12 protein-coding genes and 3 tRNA genes are annotated in these 18,499 nt (G+C 57.6%); 9 read left to right on the forward strand and 6 right to left on the reverse strand.

What is annotated here, in order from left to right:
* Positions 1 to 12: 12 nt before the first annotated feature.
* Entirely contained in the window at positions 13 to 2,403 is a 2,391-nt protein-coding gene (locus CORTU0001_RS04545; protein WP_005327746.1) for a choice-of-anchor M domain-containing protein, read from the reverse strand.
* Positions 2,404 to 2,635: 232 nt separating this feature from the next.
* Here CORTU0001_RS04545 and gltX point away from each other — a divergent pair, with 232 nt between their 5' ends.
* From gltX to CORTU0001_RS04565, 4 genes are all read left to right on the forward strand, one after another.
* Positions 2,636 to 4,129, forward strand: coding sequence for a glutamate--tRNA ligase (gene gltX / locus CORTU0001_RS04550; protein WP_084771627.1), 1,494 nt, complete (start codon positions 2,636 to 2,638; stop codon positions 4,127 to 4,129).
* Between the two features lie 238 nt (positions 4,130 to 4,367).
* Positions 4,368 to 4,439, forward strand: a tRNA-Gln gene (locus tag CORTU0001_RS04555).
* Positions 4,440 to 4,478: 39 nt separating this feature from the next.
* Positions 4,479 to 4,551 (forward strand) — tRNA-Glu (locus CORTU0001_RS04560).
* A 665-nt stretch (positions 4,552 to 5,216) separates the two neighbouring features.
* Positions 5,217 to 5,292, forward strand: a tRNA-Glu gene (locus CORTU0001_RS04565).
* A gap of 425 nt (positions 5,293 to 5,717) precedes the next feature.
* On the opposite strand, the gene CORTU0001_RS04570 is transcribed toward CORTU0001_RS04565, so the two are convergent.
* From CORTU0001_RS04570 to CORTU0001_RS04585, 4 genes are all read right to left on the reverse strand, one after another.
* The gene (locus CORTU0001_RS04570; RefSeq protein ID WP_005327757.1) at positions 5,718 to 7,925 is read right to left on the reverse strand and encodes a YhgE/Pip domain-containing protein; all 2,208 of its coding nucleotides are present in this window, start codon (positions 7,923 to 7,925) and stop codon (positions 5,718 to 5,720) included.
* A gap of 3 nt (positions 7,926 to 7,928) precedes the next feature.
* Positions 7,929 to 10,580, reverse strand: coding sequence for a YhgE/Pip domain-containing protein (locus CORTU0001_RS04575; RefSeq protein WP_034668160.1), 2,652 nt, complete (start codon positions 10,578 to 10,580; stop codon positions 7,929 to 7,931).
* A 215-nt stretch (positions 10,581 to 10,795) separates the two neighbouring features.
* On the reverse strand, positions 10,796 to 11,089 hold the full coding sequence (locus tag CORTU0001_RS11925) for a hypothetical protein (protein WP_083798063.1): 294 nt from the start codon (positions 11,087 to 11,089) through the stop codon (positions 10,796 to 10,798).
* Positions 11,090 to 11,270: 181 nt separating this feature from the next.
* Positions 11,271 to 11,954, reverse strand: coding sequence for an IclR family transcriptional regulator (locus CORTU0001_RS04585; RefSeq protein ID WP_034668162.1), 684 nt, complete (start codon positions 11,952 to 11,954; stop codon positions 11,271 to 11,273).
* 52 nt (positions 11,955 to 12,006) lie between these two features.
* Between CORTU0001_RS04585 and leuC the strand changes: the two genes are divergently transcribed.
* The 3 genes from leuC (at position 12,007) to CORTU0001_RS04600 (ending at position 15,151) form a co-directional block, all read left to right on the forward strand.
* A complete protein-coding gene (gene leuC / locus CORTU0001_RS04590) occupies positions 12,007 to 13,428 on the forward strand; it encodes a 3-isopropylmalate dehydratase large subunit (protein WP_005327777.1) in 1,422 nt (473 codons plus the stop codon).
* A 21-nt stretch (positions 13,429 to 13,449) separates the two neighbouring features.
* The gene (gene leuD / locus CORTU0001_RS04595; protein ID WP_005327780.1) at positions 13,450 to 14,040 is read left to right on the forward strand and encodes a 3-isopropylmalate dehydratase small subunit; all 591 of its coding nucleotides are present in this window, start codon (positions 13,450 to 13,452) and stop codon (positions 14,038 to 14,040) included.
* 199 nt (positions 14,041 to 14,239) lie between these two features.
* Positions 14,240 to 15,151, forward strand: coding sequence for a YciC family protein (locus CORTU0001_RS04600; protein ID WP_005327782.1), 912 nt, complete (start codon positions 14,240 to 14,242; stop codon positions 15,149 to 15,151).
* 103 nt (positions 15,152 to 15,254) lie between these two features.
* On the opposite strand, the gene CORTU0001_RS04605 is transcribed toward CORTU0001_RS04600, so the two are convergent.
* Positions 15,255 to 16,253 carry an NUDIX hydrolase gene (locus tag CORTU0001_RS04605; protein ID WP_005323301.1) on the reverse strand — a complete coding sequence of 333 codons (999 nt, stop codon included), beginning with the start codon at positions 16,251 to 16,253 and terminating at the stop codon, positions 15,255 to 15,257.
* Between the two features lie 161 nt (positions 16,254 to 16,414).
* Here CORTU0001_RS04605 and CORTU0001_RS04610 point away from each other — a divergent pair, with 161 nt between their 5' ends.
* The gene (locus CORTU0001_RS04610; RefSeq protein WP_005327785.1) at positions 16,415 to 17,413 is read left to right on the forward strand and encodes an NAD(P)H-dependent glycerol-3-phosphate dehydrogenase; all 999 of its coding nucleotides are present in this window, start codon (positions 16,415 to 16,417) and stop codon (positions 17,411 to 17,413) included.
* Between the two features lie 22 nt (positions 17,414 to 17,435).
* On the forward strand, positions 17,436 to 18,497 hold the full coding sequence (locus CORTU0001_RS04615) for a D-alanine--D-alanine ligase family protein (RefSeq protein WP_005327788.1): 1,062 nt from the start codon (positions 17,436 to 17,438) through the stop codon (positions 18,495 to 18,497).
* Positions 18,498 to 18,499 lie beyond the last annotated feature (2 nt).

Below are 18,499 nucleotides of genomic sequence, written 5' to 3' on the forward strand. Positions count from 1 at the left end.
GGTTGGGGTGGGTTAGAACTTGAGGCCGAAGCGCCGGCGGATGAGGTCTTCGTTATCGCGGAAGAAGTTATAGAAGGCCTTGAAGACCACCACGAGGACCGCTGGGAGGACTAAGCTCCACGGGCTCAACGAGGATCCCGTTGGCTCTTCGGGCTTAGCGGCATCGTCCGGCTTCTCGTCCGGCTTCTCGGTCGGCCTCTCGCTGGGTGTCTCGCCCTCGGAGTCGCTCGGCTTGCGGGAGGAACAAGAATCTAGGGTTTTATCGCCGACGGCAAAGGTCAGAGTTTGCGGCTCGGACTTAAGTTCCTTGCCGTCCTTCCCCGTGGCCGTATAGGTGGCCTCGAAGGTATAGACACCGGGCTTGGAAAAGGCCCAGTGCGTGTGGGTGTGGGCCGGAAAGTTGGTCTCGATGGTGTAGTCCTTGGCCGCGGAGTTCGCCAAGACCGAAAAGCCCTTGCCATGCGAGGCGTCGATAAAGGCGCCCCACTCGGCCCCGTCTGGGGTGGAGGTGGGCTTCAGGTTGAGGTTGACGGCATTGTCTTTGGTCGCGGAATAATCCAAGTCCTGAGTGTTATAACCCGGCCAGATAATGTGTTGATTCTGTGTCTGCGGCAGGTGATAGAAGCGCTCACCGGGTTTTCCGAGGAAGTCGAACTCCTTGCCCGCAAGCTTCTCGTTGCGCCGGGTGAGCGCATTATCGTGTACGCCGAGCACCACGTCATCAAGTTTGCGGTCGACAGACTTCTTATCCACCTGTGCCGTGTCATCGCGCAGAACGGTACTAAAGCCGCCCTCGGCAGGTTGAGCCTTGATGTCCACGTGCCCACGGTCCAGTAGGTATTTCTCGCTGCACTGGTGCGTGTCGGCTTCCGCTTCATTTGCGCCTGGCTTCGGCGCTTGGGAAGGCGAGTCTTCCTTGCCGGGAGTGGTGTCCGGTTCCTCATTGGAAGTGGAGAACCGCCCCGTGGTTTCGTAGTTTTCGCCGAAGGCAAAGGACTCCGTAATCACGCTGCTTGCATGCCCGGCCTTCACGGTGGAATGAGGAAAGAGATTGACCTTTGCATAAGAGCCGGTGAAGTATTCGCCCTCGTCAAAGGCAACCTCGCCGTGCCCGTTGGTAATGGGGGTTTCAAGATCCACGGTGGGGTATTTGGAATCCTTAGCATCATAAAGACCGCCGGTGAGAAGGCCGTTGAAGTTCTTATCCTCGGTATCGACCACGATCTTGGTGCCGCCCTTGCCCTGCTTGCGCATCCGGATGGTATAGCCCAGCTCCTCCAGCTCGGTTTCCTGGGTAGGGGCAAGCTGGCGCGGGCGGGAAGCTTCCTGCCACGTCTCGGCGGCAGAAGAAGAATCTGTCTGGACGGACGCGCCAGGCTGGACGTCAAGGGGATTAGAAATCCAGCGCGGGGCATCACCCTCTGGGGTAAATACGGCCTGCACTTGGGAAGGCTCTGGCCCCATGTATTCGTCCCACTGCGCGCGGCCATTCTTAACGGGGAGGTCGGTGAGGAAGTAGCCGTCGATAAGCAGCGTCAGGGTACCCTGCGCCTTATTTTTAGCGTCGAAGGAAATAGTGGTGAGCTTGTCATCGCCGTCTTTTTCGGGATTGTGCTTAGGGGCCATGCGTAGGCTGTAGCCGGCAGCGGCGGCGTCGCCAGTCGCGGACTGGGCAAAGCGTTCCTGCAAGCTTGGAGTCTTCTCATTCTTGGGCTTCTGGCCGCCTACTTGAACCGTTGTGGTCTGCGGTTCATTGGCGATGAGCCGGCCGTCTTTGCCGCGCGCACTGGTGCGGTAGGTCAGGCGGTATCGTCCGGGCTTGGTAAACAGAGTGGAGTTGTGCGTATGCGTGCCGGCAACAATGTAGGCAGAGTGCGGCGAATCCGGGAAGGAACCGAGCATGCGGTGCAGCTGGGTGCCGTCCTCATCATCTTTATTGGTAAAAAGCTCTACCTCGCCGGGGCCATCGACGCTGAGCAAGTCAAGGAACGCTACGCCGTCACGGAATTCGTCCGTGGGTAAGGAAGTATCTGCGCCAAAGCCCAGCCAAATGGGCGAATTATTACCGGATACCTGGTGCGGCGCTGTGTAGTAGGTCGTGCCTGGGGCCCCAATGTAGTCTTGGGTCCCGTTTGCCGGAAGCGTATAGAGATACTGGTTGCTGTTATCCGTGGCGCTGTAGCCCTTGCCCACCCAGGCAACAGTGTCTGCGATCGGGGGCTCTTGACCGCCAAACTCGGACTTCAGGACGAAATCGTTGTTCTCCCAGAAAGACTTGGGGGAGTCAACGTGGGTATTGGTAGCGATGTGCTTGCCATCATCGGGGCCTGCGACAGCCGTGGCGGGAGTGATAAGTGCCAAAGTGCTCAGCGTGGCAAGGAAACGGGTGCGTGGGGAAGCCACAGTTGGGAAGGCCTTTCTACAGTTCTCACAAGTTCACCAGAAACTATAGAAAATGAATCCCATAACCTGCTAGCCGTAATGGAAACCGATTTCACCGACCAGTGGCTTTGTAGTGAAACCCGTTTCCAATTACCCCAATTTGCGTGTAGGAATAGACTGCAAGCCGCTGCGCGCCGGGCAGGATTCAGGGGCGCTTGGGCTGGTGCGGACTGGAATCGGCGCCTCCACTACGATGGTGGGCATGACTGAAGTACGCGTTAGATTCTGTCCGTCCCCAACCGGCACACCGCACGTAGGCATGGTGCGCACCGCACTATTCAACTGGGCCTATGCCCGCCATACCGGTGGCAAGCTGGTATTTCGCATCGAGGACACCGATGCCGCCCGTGACTCTGAAGAGTCCTACCAGGCCATCATTGATTCCCTGACCTGGCTTGGCCTGGGCTGGGATGAAGGCATCAATGTTGGCGGCCCGCACGAGCCTTACCGTCAGTCCCAGCGCATGGACATCTACAAAGAGGTCCTAGACAAGCTTATCGACGGCGGATTTGTCTACCCGGCATACTCCACCGCTGAAGAGGTGGAGGAGCGCCACAAGGCTGCTGGCCGTGACCCGAAGCTGGGCTATGACAACTTTGACCGCGATCTCACCCAGGAGCAGATCGACGCCTTTGAGGCTGAGGGCCGCAAGCCTGTCTGGCGCCTGCGCATGCCGGAGCAGGATTGGACCTGGACCGACCTGGTGCGTGGCGAGATGACCTTCAAGTCTGAGACCCAGCCGGACTATGTGGTGGCTCGCTCCAATGGTGCACCCCTCTACACCCTGGTTAACCCGGTCGACGACGCCCTGATGCGCATCACCCACGTGTTGCGTGGTGAGGACCTGCTTTCTTCTACTCCGCGTCAGCTCGCGCTTTACGACGCCCTTAAGAAGATCGGCGTTGCCGAGTTCACCCCAGAGTTTGGCCACCTGCCCTTCGTGATGGGCGAGGGCAATAAGAAACTATCTAAGCGCGACCCGCAGTCCAACCTGTTTAATCACCGCGATAACGGCATCATCCCTGAGGGCATGCTCAATTACCTGTCCCTGCTGGGTTGGTCCCTGTCCGCGGACCAGGACATCTTTAGCATGGATGACTTGGTAGAAAACTTCGACGTCCACGACGTGCTGGGTAACCCCGCACGCTTTGATCAGAAGAAGCTCGAGGCCATCAACGCGGACCACATCCGCCAGCTGGACCCAGAAGAGTTTGCCTTCCGTCTGCGTAACTACTTGACCGAGTACACGGACTTCCCGGCCGACTATGACGGCGAGAAGTTCGCCTTCGCCGCTGACCTTGTACAAACCCGCATCAAGACCCTGTCTGATGCCTATGGCCTCATGAGCTTTTTGGTGACCCCGGATGCCGACCTAAAGCTTGATGAGAAGGCAGCGAAGAAGAACCTCAAGGAAGAGGCCATTCAGCCGCTCGAGGTGGGTATCGAGACCCTCGAGGGCGTTGCGGAGTGGAAGACCGAGAATATCGAGGCGGCACTATCTAAGGCCCTTATTGAAGACCTCGAGCTGAAGCCTCGTAAGGCCTACGGAGCACTGCGTGTAGCCATTTCCGGCGCCCAGGTTTCCCCGCCGCTCTTTGAGTCCATGGAGCTGCTGGGCAAGGAGTCCACCCTGGCCCGCCTTCGTGCGGCCCGTGAAGTGACTCCCTACGTGCCGGCGGCACAGTAGGGGGAGTGCCTCCCGTAAGGCGGCGATAGATGTCTAATCCCGCCCTTCGATGCGGCGAATGGCAGCTGAACTACAGCGCTGTCATTCGCCGCATTTTTATTAACCTTCTACTGGCCTGAAAATGGGTCGTGCGCTGGCGATTTGGCAGTTTACGCGATGATCATTATAGTTATTACACGTTGCAGCGAGCAAGGGAGAACAGCCGAAAGGCGGTAAGCTTCCAGCGCAAGTTAGCAAATGGCCTATGGTGTAATTGGCAACACAGCGGTTTCTGGTACCGCCATTCTAGGTTCGAGTCCTGGTAGGCCAGCAGTGAAAATGCTTTAAACGGCAGGCTCACTAGTTCTAAGCCCCGTTCGTCTAGCGGCCTAGGACGCCGGCCTCTCACGCCGGTAACACGGGTTCAAATCCCGTACGGGGTACAAAGACCTCCAGCCCAAAGGCTGGAGGATTTTTCATATCCGGGGCAATGTCTTTTCCAGCGTCTTTTCCAGCGTCAGTCTGGGTTCCGACCACGACGCGAGCAAAACTGGTTATAACCTACCCCCAGACCATTAGCCTTATCTGCGCAGGCCGCAGCCTGCTGCCAATGAGACCAGGGCTAAGACCACCGCGAAGTTGTGCAAAACCCTTCCTGTCCTGCATGCGTAGGCATAGACTGCAAGTACAGCAGAAAACAAACAGAAAGGAGAGCGGGTGACAGAAAGCGAAACGCACCACAGCCAAGGCGCACAGCCCGAAAGCACAGCCAGGTAGTAACGCTATAATCCACAACTTCCTTCCCACCAACGTTTGTACGAAGTATAGGAGCCTGCAGCATATGCACTTCGACGCACAGCGCCATCCCGAGTCCTACTAGCACAGCGTTCTCGGCCACGGACTATCCACAGATTGCTTGCGGAATAACCACTGATTCGATCCGCACCTCGGCCACGAAGAACCCTCACTGCAGTACCGGGCTCGGGAATTTTTGCGTTTTCCTTCGCCTTCCCTCAAAACCGTCCTTGACCGTGCGATTTGTGCTGAATTAACCCATCGTTTACTCTTAACAAGTCCGCAACGCACAGTGTGCGATTGCTGCGAACGCGCCCCGTTCGTCTAGCGGCCTAGGACGCCGGCCTCTCACGCCGGTAACACGGGTTCAAATCCCGTACGGGGTACCAACGGAAAGCTGCGAGCCAGATGGCTCGCAGCTTTTTCTTTATTCAAAACCTGTGCGGTTTAGCGGCATGTAGGGGAGGCCTCGACGTCCAAGGGCTAACCGTCCTGCCCTCGGGACGGTTTGGGAGCCGAAGTAAACTGGGACGCAGACTCCCGTAGCGGTCTTTTAGTAGGGGCTCAGGTGGGCCGTAAGTGGTTTCGTGCTCGATAGCCGCGTTCGAGCGAATCTCTTAAGAAGGAGCTAGACCTAGCGATAGGAAGGGTATCCGAGTCCCTTTAGTGGATGCATATGCGGCTTTCTCTGCCCCTTCTAGGTCCTTGGGGCACTAGCGTGGGACCCGAACCATGAAAGAAGCCCACCAAGCCGTGAAAAAGGGCTTGGTGGGAGGTGTAGGAAGGGCGGAAGGGGAGATGTCGCCAAGCGCGGCTACGCCATGACCTTCGTCTTCTTAATCGCCTTCTTGAGGCGCTTGTGATAGGCATCCATTGCGCGGCGGAGAATGAGGCCGACGATGAGTGCCGGGATGGTAAACAGCAGTAGCATGCCCAACTCGCGCCAAATGTCACCGTGATAGATGCCCGCAATGGCGCTGCGGAAAGCATCAATGGCGTAGGTCGCTGGCAGCCACGGGCTCACGTTCTGGAACCACTCAGGCAGCAAGGGTAGCGGGTAGGCGCCGCCGGAGCCAGAGACTTGTATCACGAGCAACAACACCGCCAAGGCCTTGCCGGCACTATCGAGTGTGATGACAAGTGAATAGATGATCAACATAAACACCAGCGAGACTATCCATGCGGCGAACATGAGCATGAATGGGTGCGCGGGCTCGATCTGGACAAAGAAGATGAGGCTGAGGACCACCAAGGTGGCCTGCGCGAGGCCGACCAGGCCGAGTGTGGCAAAGCGGCCGAAGAACGCTTGACCACGGGTGAATTCGCTCTCGTCGTACTTTCCGTTTTCGTCCTTGCGCAAGTATTTACGCTCGGCGTTGGTATGCACCAGCACGCATGCCAGAAGGGCGCCTACCCATAGGGACAAGGCGAGGTAGAACGGCGTCATACCCACGCCAAAGGCAGCGACAGGGTAGACCGGTTGGCGGTCTACAGCCACGGGAGCGGCGATGCGGGAGGCGAGCAGTTCTGGATCGTTGCCGACGATATCCGCTAGCTTGTCTAAATCGCCGCCACGGCGCGCCTCGTCGATTTTTCGGCCCATGTCAGCAAAACGGCCGCTTTGCTCCCGCAGGGTGCTGGCAAGGCTGGCGGTGGTATCGCGGGCGCGCGCCAGGCTTTGCTGTGGCGACCCCTCCTTCTGGGAGACCGAAGAGCGAATGCCTGCGATGTCCTGCTTGACAGCATCAATATCGTCCGCGACCACCGAAACGCTCTGGTTGAGCTGATCTAGTTGGGGCTTGAGGTTCTCGTTATAGGAATTGCGTGCCTTTTCAGCAGCCTGCTTGGCATTAGCGATGGCATCCTTGGTGCGCTGGCGGGAGTCTTGGGACGTGCCACGACCTTGCTCAAGGTCATCGGCGGTAGATACCAGCGAATCATGCAGCGCGTTGCTCTGCGCAATGGAGGCATCAATCTGACCCATCATCGCCTTATATCCACCCGCGACTGGAGCTGGTAGAGCTACCTTATCGGCTTGGTCCTTGAGGGAAGCGCGAACTCCCTCAAAGGCCTTTGTCTGCTCGTCTACACGCTCAGCTGCGGTGCGGTAGGTCTGCGCCGTTTGTGCGCTGGTGGTGCTTGCATTATCGAGCAACTCATCAACCTGGGCAGAGAGCGCGTCGTAGCTTTGCGTTGTAGCCGCCAAGGAAGCGTCGAGCGAGCCAGCCGAGTCATTGAGGGTAGAGCGCAGAACGTCGATGGGGTTTTCGCCTTGGTCATTGTCGGTCTCCGTAGCCTGGCGGCCAGCCTCGGCGAGGATATTGTCCGCAGCCTGCGTAAGCGGCAGGGTGGAGTCGACCAGATTGCTTAGTGCACCTACGGTGCCAGCCGCAGCATCGAGGCGAGTGCTGACGTTATTGACGCGGTTGTGCAGGTTATTGAGTGCAGTCTGGGTATCGTCCTCATTAAGGTATTTATCAAAATCCGAGACGACGCCAAGGCCGACATTGGATACCACGCGGGTGAAGGACTCGTTGATTTTCTGGATGACGCCGTCCGCACTCTTTTGCGTGATGATGGTAGACAGCGCATTCTTCTTCTCATTGGTATAGAGGTTGAGCTTGCTTGGCTCGGTTCCTTCTACATAAAACGTGAGCAAATCCGCGCTGAAGTCCTTGGGCAGAACAATGCCGGCATAGTATTCGCCAGACTTCGTTCCTTCGACGGCATCGGCGCTATCAGTAATGACCCAATCTATATCTTGATTGCGGCTGAGCTGTGAGAGCACCTTATCGCCCAAATTCAGTTTCAGGGAGGCGAGGTCGCTTTCGTGGCCTTCATCCTCGCTGGCCACAGCGATCTTGAGTTGGTCGGTATTAGCAAAGGGATCCCAGCTGGCCAACACGTTGAAGGAGGTGAAAAGCAACGGGATGATGGCAAGGCCAAAGATGATGACCGCGGTGATTACATTGGTGCGAATGGCGTGGAGGTCATCGCGGAGAATGGTCAGGATGTTTTTCATGACTTACTCGCCTCGCTTTCCGGAGTCATCGCCATCAACGGCGGGCATTTCCTTGGTCTCGCTGGCATTAGAAAATGTGGATTCCTCGTCTAAGTCCTCTAGGAGGTAGCGGTTTGGGTGTTCCTGTCGGTGCTCGAGGTGCTCCTGGATTTCCTCATCACTGAGATCCGCCAGGCGGCTATCGTGCGCGATGCTCTGCTTGATGTACTCAAGGGAGCAGATAACGCCCACCGCAATGAGCGTCACCAGGCAGGCCAGGCCGAAGATGATGGCCTTTTCTTCAGGGTTAATGCGTGAGTAGATGCCCAAAGCGACGACTAACGCTAGGCCTACCGCGACGGTAATCTTCATCAGCTGGGAGTAATTCCTGCGGGCCATGCTCCACTTATCCTCCAAGCTTTGTTGGTACGCCTCGCGGTCATTCAAGGCATAGAGGAGGTCGGTAAAGCGGTACCGGCTGCCGACCAGGTGGACCTGCTCATTGATAACGAGACCGCCCTTATGCAGTTCGTCATTGACCAGCATGTTGACGTTGGACAGGCCGCGGCGCATCACAGTACCGATGAGGTAAGCGATCGCGGCCATGCCGATGAGCGCGGCAAGGTCGCGCGCATAGTGGTTGCCGTAGAAACCACCGACGGTCTCGCGCATGGCATCGATGCCGTAGGTAAAGGGCAGGAATGGATGCACCGCGCGGAAGAAGTCCGGCGTCATCTCAATGGGGTAGAGGCCGGATGCGCCCGGAATCTGGATGAAGGCGAAGACCACCGCGATGCCGCGGCCTACGTGTCCAAACGTAGAAACCAAGCTATAGGTAATGCTCAGGTAGCACAGGCCCACGATGACCGCGGTAGCGACGTAGGCCAATGCATTGGCATGTTCAACACCAATGGCCAGGTTGCCGATGGACACGATGAGTGCCTGGGCAATGGCAAAGAAGGAAAGCAAAAGGAAGCGGGCAAGGTAAGCCTTGGTAATGGTGAGGTCCTTGCGGCCCTGCGGGTCTACCTCAGCACGGAAGATGATGAGCAGCATGAACGCGCCGATCCACAGCGTGAGGTTGATAAAGAGCGAGGACATGCCGGAACCATAGTGCTTTACAGGGAATACGGCGTGGCTTTCCATCTCCGCAGGGGAGGCAAGGAAGGAAGACACCTCATCGGTGTTAAGGCCCTTGACAGACTGCAGGATGGAATTGTTATTGGCAGTATTGCTCAGCGCAATCACGTCGCTGCGGGAGGCGCGAAGCCCCTCCTCAATGCCGTCGAGGTCCACAGAAAAACGCTCAACTACTTGCTGGGCCTGGCTTAGCTGCTCGTCGACGCCCCCCAAGAGCCCATCGGTTTGCCCGACCAGTGCCTGCTGGCTTTCGAGCGAGGCGGAAAGCTTGCCGGTGGTAGCGGTGACGTCGGACAGCGCAGCGTTGAGCTTGGGTAGGCCTTCGGCTACATTATCGCGCAGCGCGTGGGAATCATCGCGCGTTTGGGCAGCCATCTCTTCCAGCATGCCCGTGGTCTTATTGAGCGAATCGATGGTGTCGTTCGTATCGCCGTTGAGAGTATCTAAGTCACCGAGAACGGCCTTATTTTGATCATTGCGTTTGCGGAGGTCTCCTACCTGATCCTTAATCTGTTGGGAAACCTGTGGGGGCAGGGCTGGTGAAGACGCAAGCTTATCGAGCTGATCGATTGCCCGGTCAGCTTCACCGACGATTCCTGACGCGCCCGCAGATGCGGCACCTACGCGGTTGAGTGCGCCGCGCAGCTTGCCGGAGACCGAGCCTACGGTGGCATTGGCGGAGGCGGTGCCGTCCGCCATGGCGGTCGTGCCTTCTACATAGGCGGCGGTGGCATCGTCCGAGAAAGAAGTGACTTCCCGCTGGACCTCTGCGGTTATAGCGTTCAGCTCATCCAAGGCGGTCTGGGCATCGTCGATGGTCTTTTGCACCGTGCCCAAAGACTTGCGGGCTTGCGCGATAGTTGGGCGCGCATCCTCGATGGTGGAATGCACGTCAGCAAGTTGGCTGCGGGAGTTAGCTACCGTATCTGCGGTCTCTGAAAAAGAATCCGCGGTCTTGCTTGCGGTACTGTTAATCTTCTGGCTCAAATCGCCACCGGAGTTCTTTAGCTCCGTAGCCACCGAATCCGCTACCTGCTCATTGAAGGTCGAGCTGATGGTGGTGTCTAGTGTCGAAGCGCCAGTATCAGTAATCTTCGGTGCAATGGCGTTGAGCTTCTCATTGACGTGATATTCCAGCGTGGGCTGAGAATAGGTACCTTTAAAAAGGCTCACGAAATCTGCCGAAAAGTCTTCGGGGACAATCACCGAGGCGAAGACGTCACCCTTCTTAACGGCGTCTTCGGCTTCCTGCCTGTCCATGAACTGCCAGCCCAGCTCGTCATTGTCATGCAGCTTGTCAATCATCTGCCCGCCGACGTCTAAGTGGCCAGTCATTTCCGAGGATGCGCCTTTGTCCTCATTAACTACGGCGACCTTGAGGTGTTCTGTGTTTCCGTATGGGTCCCAGAAACCGGAGATGTTTACCCAGGAATACAGGGCTGGGGTGATCATCAAACCAATGAGGATCACCCAGACCTGCGGGGTCCGCCACAAGCGGACAAAATCTTGAAGAAAAATCTTCCAACTAGTAATCACTCGAAAAATCGTAACACCCAACCGGAAAGAACTAATAGCCTGACTGTCAGTTTTAACAGAAATGAGAGAGCGCGTCCCGTCGAGCTTGCAGATATGTTTCTGGTGTGAATTTCGGGGACGATTTCAGCAGTAGGGTGGGCATAGAAAAAGCCGCCTGGGTCCTCAGTTCAAGGGACCTAGGCGGCAAGCACGTGGGGCTGGGCCCCGATAGGCGCTTAGTGCTCGTCGTAGTGATCGCCGTGGGCGGCGTGGCGGTGGCCGTCGTGCAGGTAGTCCACGTGGTCGCCGTGCGGGATCGCTACGTGGCCGCAGCCTTCACCATGGGTGTGGTCGGCGTGGGCCTCGGCTTCAACGTGCTCGGTGGTTTCGCACTCATCCCAGTGGCCATCATGCTCACGGTGAATGTGGCCCTCGTGGAGATAGTCGGTGTGGTCACCGTGCGGGAAGGAAACGTGGCCGCAATCGGCGCCATGGGTGTGGGTATGGTCTTCGTGGGTGTTGTGGGTCATGATGCCTGATCCTCTCTGGTAGGGGACGTTCCCAGTTGTTTTCAGTGTGTTTTCATTAAACCGTATTTTCATTTCAGTTTCAATAGGTGTGGGCGCGTTTCTCTAATTTTCCGGTTTGGGAAATAAAAGGGCCCGCCTCCTTGGGGCTAGGTGGAGGCGGGCGTCGTAAAGCTGGGGGGCTTTAGAGGAGATTGCTCAATTCGCGTGCGGCGGAAGTGAGAATGTCGGCGTATTTCTGGGCCGGGGAAGGTTGGAAGCGCTCGACCGATCCGGAAATTGACAGTACTGCGAGGAAGGTTCCGGAACTATCGAAAACCGGCGCAGAAATGGAGGCTAAGCCGGCTTCGCGTTCCTCAATAGACTCGGAATAGCCTTGGTTTCGGGCCGCCTCAATGTCTTCTTGGGTAAACGAGGCGTTATCGGTATTGATGTCTACGTATGCGGCAATGATGCGCGCGGCAGAGCCGGAGCTAAGCGGTAGCTGGCGCCCGACTGGTACGACGTTGTGGAGGCCGGATTCCGGCTCCCTGGTGGCAATGCAGGTACGGGTATTTCCGGTGACCTCGTAGAGCTGGATGGATTCTCCGGTGTCTTCGCGCAGTTTCTCCATGATTGGCCCGGCTGCCTCGAGGAGATGATCGCGGTTGCCGGGGAGGGCAGGGCCGGCCTTCCACTTTCCATCGGGGGTGCGAACGAGGATGCGGTGTGCTTCGAGTGCGGTGGCCAATCGGTGCGCTGTCGCCCGAGGCAGCCCCGTGGTTTCGCATAATTCATTGAGGGTGGAGGGGTGGTTGGCGGCGGCCATCATAATGGCCATTGCTCGATCCAACACCTTTATTCCGGAAACTGCGCTATACTCTCCCATACAATGAAATCTACGTCCCAACTTATGAGATTTCAAGTGTGGAGAGATGTTTATGAACCAGAAGCTGACATTGGCAGAAAAAGTGTGGCGCGATCACGTCGTCCAACACGGCGATGCTGGGGCGCCAGACCTTATCTTTATTGACTTTCAGCTACTACATGAAGTTACCAGTCCGCAGGCCTTTGATGGCTTGCGGCTGGCCGGCCGCAAGCTTCGTCACCCTGAACTGCACCTGGCCACTGAGGACCATAACGTACCCACGCAAGGCATCAAGTCCGGAAACCTCTTGGAAATCAAGGATGAGGTTTCTCGCACCCAGGTATCGACCCTGCGCAAGAATTGCGAGGAATTTGGAGTGCGCTTGCACTCTATGGGTGATGCCCAGCAGGGCATTGTGCACACAGTTGGCCCGCAGCTGGGGATCACCCAGCCGGGTATGACAATCGTGTGTGGCGACTCGCATACCTCCACGCACGGCGCCTTTGGTTCTATCGCCATGGGTATTGGCACCTCTGAGGTAGAACACGTCATGGCTACGCAGACGCTTTCTTTAAAGCCATTCAAAACTATGGCTATCGAGGTGACTGACGAGCTGCAAGAGGGGGTATCTGCCAAGGACCTCATTTTGGCCATTATCGCCAAAATCGGTACCGGTGGCGGGCAAGGCCACATCATTGAATATCGCGGTGAGGCCATTCGCAAGATGTCCATGGAAGCGCGCATGACCATCTGCAATATGTCTATTGAGGCAGGAGCCCGCGCCGGCATGGTTGCTCCCGATGAGACGACCTTCGAGTATGTCAAGGGCCGCGAGTTCGCTCCCACAGGAGCAGACTGGGATGCTGCAGTTGAGTATTGGAAGACACTTCCCACGGACGAAGGGGCAGAATTCGATACTGTCGTGGAAATTGATGGCTCCTCGCTGACCCCATTTGTTACGTGGGGAACCAATCCTGGACAGGGCCTTCCGTTAGGGGAGAAGGTCCCAGATCCGGAAGATTGTGGTGACGATAATGAAAAGGCCACTGTGGAAAAGGCTTTGCAGTATATGGACCTGCAGCCAGGTACTCCGCTACGCGATATCAAAATAGATACCGTCTTCGTCGGTTCCTGTACCAATGCCCGCATTGAAGACCTGCGCGCTGCGGCCGACGTGGTCAAGGGGCGCACCATCGCTGCCAATACGCGGATGATGGTCGTGCCGTCCTCCGCCGTGGTCAAGGCCCAAGCGGAGGAGGAGGGCCTCGACGAAGTCTTCCGAGAGTTCGGCGCGGAGTGGCGTACCGCCGGCTGCTCGATGTGCTTGGGTATGAACCCAGATCAATTAGCTCCGGGCGAGCGATCCGCCTCCACCTCCAACCGCAACTTCGAGGGGCGACAAGGCCCTGGTGGGCGCACGCACCTTGTCTCCCCGCAGGTGGCTGCCGCGACTGCCGTGACCGGTTACCTGTCTAGCCCGGCAGATCTGGATTAAGCGCTTAGAAAGGCATTGACAATGGAGAAATTTATTACGCATACGGGAACGGGCGTGCCCCTGCGCGCTTCCAACGTGGATACTGACCAGATCATCCCCGCGCGCTACTTGAAGTCGGTCAAGCGTACCGGCTTTTCAGATGGCCTATTTTCAAATTGGCGCTCCGATGACAACTTTGTACTCAACCAGGCGCAATTCAAGGACGGCTCGGTGCTTTTCGCGGGCAGTGATTTTGGCACCGGCTCCTCCCGTGAGCACGCCGTGTGGGCGTTGAATGAATACGGTTTCCGCGCGGTATTTTCTTCCCGCTTTGCTGATATTTTCCGCGGCAACGCTGGAAAATCCGGACTGCTTACTGGATTGATGGAGCAAGAAGATATTGAGCTCATCTGGAAACAGCTGGAAGCAGGAGAAACCCAGGTCACCGTGGACCTGGAGGCCCGAACGGTCACGGTGGGTGAAAATACCTACCGCTTCGATATTGATGACTACACCCGTTGGAGGTTGATGGAAGGGCTGGATGACATCGGCGTTACGCTCCGCAACGAGGATGCAATCGCTGCGTACGAATCGCGTCGCCCCAGCTTCAAGCCCGCTGTTCACGCCCAATAGCAGAAGAATCGATGGCGATCGGCGGGCCAGCAGTGCCCCTACAGTCCTGCTACGCGAAGGGGCCGTAGGGGCGCCGTGCGCCCACACGTGAACTTTAAACTTCTGCCTTGGGGTAAATGGGGGTACAACTCGGTAACGTATAGGTAACAATTGTTTGCTCCAGTTTCCCGCAACGAAGTATCACCCTAGCTTTAGACTTATGAGCAATCCCTATTCGAATAATGATTCCTTCAATTCAGGAAACAACGGGGCAGAGTATCCCGGAGCCGGCCATGAGTCTGCATCTCATGGAAATGAGGCGAATGGCCAGTCTGGCTACGGCCAACAGCACTTTGGGCAACAGCAGTTTGGCCAGCAACAGTATGGACAACAGCAGTACGGCCAGCCCGGATACGCCGGGAGCCCGTATCCGGGAGACGATTCCCTTTTTGGTCGTGACGTAGACGCCATTCAGGTAATCGCGGATAGCTTCCGCTACTTCGGCCGCAATTGGGCGGAGTGGATTTTCGGTCCGCTGGTGCAGATGGTAGTTGTCTTGATCCTCTATTTGCTGATGTTCGCCGTCCTAGCAGGCAGCGGTGCATCCATTGATGCTCTAGCCAATAGCGGCTCGGGTTCCGATGCCGCGCTTACCGGTGGGCTCATTGCAGTAATGTTCTTAGCCTTTATCGCCATGTTCCTCGTGGTTATTTGGTCAGTTAGCACTTGGTACAAGGCTGCTAATAAACAGGTGGATACCGGGACGCTGGAGATAAAGGACTTTCTGAGCTTTAAAAATGTCGCCGGTCTCATGGCGGTGAATGTGCTTTCGTGGCTGGTTATTTCCCTGGGCTTCATTCTCCTGGTTATTCCGGGACTCTTCGCCGCCTTCTTCTTCACTTGGATGCCGGCCGTCAAGGCTGCACGCCCTGAGCTATCTGTGGGCGAAACCTTTGGGGCTTCCATCGAGGTCGCAAAGAAGAACGTTGGAGTGACCATCTTGGTGCTCGTCCTAATTGCCGTCCTGTACGCCGTGCTGAGCTTTACCATCGTCGGCGCTATTTTGTTCCCGGCGCTGAATACACTCATTATGGTTCTCTTTGTCCGCCGCACCCTTGGACTGCGCGGCTAGAAAGCTGCGCATCGCACAATAGGAGTGCACAGAAGGCCCTGCCGGTCCACCGAATCAGGTGGCAGGCAGGGCCTTAGTAGTAGCGTGCGGAAGAGCCGAGCAGCTAGCGCACCGGCAGTGGGCTAGCCAGGTAATCGGCACCGGTGAGCTCGCCATTGTTGAAAGACAAGACCCACACAGAAGCCTTCTTAAACTTCAGCTTGTCCACCGGCTTTTTCAGGAACTTTGGGGCGAGGTCCTCGATGATGCCAGGAATGGTGGCGCCCTGGCTTACGATGACGGGAACGCCGCCTTCGTTGACCACGCGGCGGAAAGCTTTCTTGGCTGCTTCTGGGTCGTTCTCCCAGGCCTCATCGCCAAAGTTTTTGTTGATGGAAATGTCCTTGCCCAGTTCGTCGGCAAGCGGGGCAGCCGTCTGCTGGCAGCGCTGGGGCAGGGCAGAGTAAATGGCGGTGGGCTGGAAGGCACTGAGCATCGGCACCAGCATCTCTGCTTGGCGGCGGCCCTTTTTATCCAGTGGTCGCAGGTTGTCATCGCCTTGCCAGCTACCGCTTTCATGCGCGCGTGCGTGGCGCACATAGAGCACGCGGGTAGCGGGCGCGATGCGTAGGCGCTTAGCCGCCTTGGCTACTACCGCGGTATCAACGTCGTAGGACAGGAGGTCTTGCGCCTCGTCGATGGGCAGCCACCGTAGCTCATCGGTTTCACTATTGGCGGAATAGGTTCCGCCCAGGTACTTGGCCACCCAGTAGTAGACCACCTTAGTGCGGCCTTGGACTGGGTACGTTACCTTGCCGATGAGCTTGCCCAGGCGCACGCTAAAGCCGGTTTCCTCCAGGATTTCCCGGGCTGCGGTCGTGGGCAGTGATTCGCCGGGATCGACCTTGCCCTTGGGCAGGGACCAATCATCGTAATGGGGACGGTGGATGAGTGCGATTTCCGGGTCCTGCGGGGACCCGCGCCAGATTACGGCGCCGGCGGCAAGGGTTGTGCGGTGGAATTCCTTGGCGGGGTCCACCGGGATTTCCTGATGGCGGCCGGAAATAAACTCCTCGTGCTGCTGATCCTTGTCGGTTTCGTGCATCTTTTTAATATTGGGCATCGTCTGCCTCCACGGGGCCTTTCCACAGTAATTGGGTTTATAAGAACAACGTCTAAGGGCCCATTGTCCCACGGGTTAGGCGCGTTATGCATCCTCGCCCCACGGTGAACGGGCATGCTTTAAGGTTGGGGTTATAGATTCGCACATTTGGAGGAAACACCATGGTTAACGTTGCTGTGATGGGTGCTGGTTCTTGGGGAACTACCTTGGCTAAGGTCTTTGCGGATGCCGGAAATGATGTCCGCCTGTGGGCGCGCCGCGCGGAATTGGCGCAGGCCATCAACGAGACCCACACCAATCCGGACTATTTGCCGGATACCCGCCTGCCGGCCGCGGTGCGGGCCACCCATGATGATGTCGAAGCGCTGGCGCTTGCCGACGTCGTCGTGTTCGGCGTTCCCTCCCAAACCTTGCGCGCCAACGTGGAAAAGTGGGCGCCGCACCTGCCAGAGGACGCGACCCTGGTGTCTATTTCTAAAGGCGTAGAGACTGCCACGCTCAAGCGCATGAGCGAGGTCATTATGGATGCGGCGGGCGTGCCAGCAGACCGCGTGGCGGTACTGTCTGGCCCGAACTTGGCCAAGGAGATCGCTGCCGGCCAAGTGGCCGCCACGGTGATTGCCTGCTCCGATGAAGACCGCGCTCAGCGCGTGCAGGCTGCGGTCGCCGCGCCGTACCTGCGGCCCTACACCAATACCGATGTCATCGGCGCGGAAATCGGTGGCGCCTGCAAGAATGTCATCGCCTTGGCCTGTGGTATCGCCTCCGGCAAGGGGCTGGGCAATAACACCATGGCCACCATCATCACCCGCGGTCTGGCGGAGATTACCCGCCTGGGCGTGGAGCTGGGGGCGGATCCATTTACCTTTTCCGGCCTGGCAGGCATGGGCGACTTGGTGGCAACGTGCACCTCGACATTGTCGCGCAACCGCACCTTTGGCTACCGCCTGGGCCAAGGTGGCACGATTGAAGAGGCCAAGGCAGCCACCAATGGCCAGGTCGCGGAGGGCGTCTACTCCTGTGACTCCATCTATCGCCTCGCCCAGCAGGCCGGGGTAGAGATGCCTATCACGCACGCCGTTTATGGCGTGTGCTACGAGGGCGTGGCGGTAGAAGATATGATCATCGCTTTGATGGGTCGGTCCAAGAAGTCGGAGTAGGTCGAGGGTAAAATCTGCGGGCATGACTGAAAAGACCCGCGTGGCCGTCATCTATGGCGGCCGTAGCACCGAGCACTCCGTATCCTGCGTATCCGCAGGTGCGATCATGAACCACCTCGACCCAGAGAAATTCGAGGTGGTGCCCATCGGCATTACCCGTGAGGGCACGTGGACGCCTGGCACCACGGAGGGCTTAGAAATTGTCGATGGTGTCATGCCGGAGGTCAACCCAGGTGCGGAGCTGACCCTTTCTCTTGATCCCAATGCCAGGGGACAGTTCCACAACGTCACCGACGGCACGCTCTTCGCAGAGGTCGACGTGGTATTTCCCATTCTGCACGGCCCCTTTGGTGAGGACGGCACTATCCAAGGCCTCTTTGAGCTTTCCGGCTTGCCCTATGTAGGCCCAGGGGTATTGGCTTCCTCGGTGGGTATGGATAAGGAATTTACCAAGAAGGTGCTGGCGGCAGCAGACCTGCCCGTAGCGCCCGAGGTCATCCTCAAAGGCCGCACCGAGCTAAGCGAGGACGAAAAGCAGCGATTAGGCCTGCCCGTCTTTGTAAAGCCCGCCCGGGGCGGATCATCGATCGGCGTATCCAAGGTCAATAGCTGGGAGGAGTTCCCCGCAGCCGTCGACTTGGCGTTAGAAGATGATGAAAAGATCCTGGTGGAGCCAGAAATCGTAGGCCAAGAGGTAGAAATCGGTGTACTCCACTACGCCGATGGCACCTTGCTGGCCTCCGTCCCGGCGCTGCTCGCCGGTATCGATGATTCCGACGAGGGCTTTTATGGCTTCGACACCAAGTACCTCGACAATGTGGTCACCGCCGAAATCCCTGCGCCGTTCGCACCCGAGCTGACCGAAAAGCTACGCGACATGGCAATCCGCGCCTTCGAGGCCCTCAACTGTGAGGGCTTGTCTAGGGTCGACTTCTTCGTCACCGAGGAATCTGTGTACATCAACGAGATCAATACCCTGCCGGGCTTTACCCCGATCTCCATGTACCCGCAGGTGCTCGCGGCCTCGGGCGTTGAGTACCCGGCGCTGCTCGAGGCGCTTATCGAGCAGGCCCTAGCCAAGTAGGC

Source organism: Corynebacterium tuberculostearicum SK141 (assembly GCF_000175635.1).
In the GTDB taxonomy this organism is placed as follows: Bacteria; Actinomycetota; Actinomycetes; order Mycobacteriales; family Mycobacteriaceae; genus Corynebacterium; species Corynebacterium tuberculostearicum_C.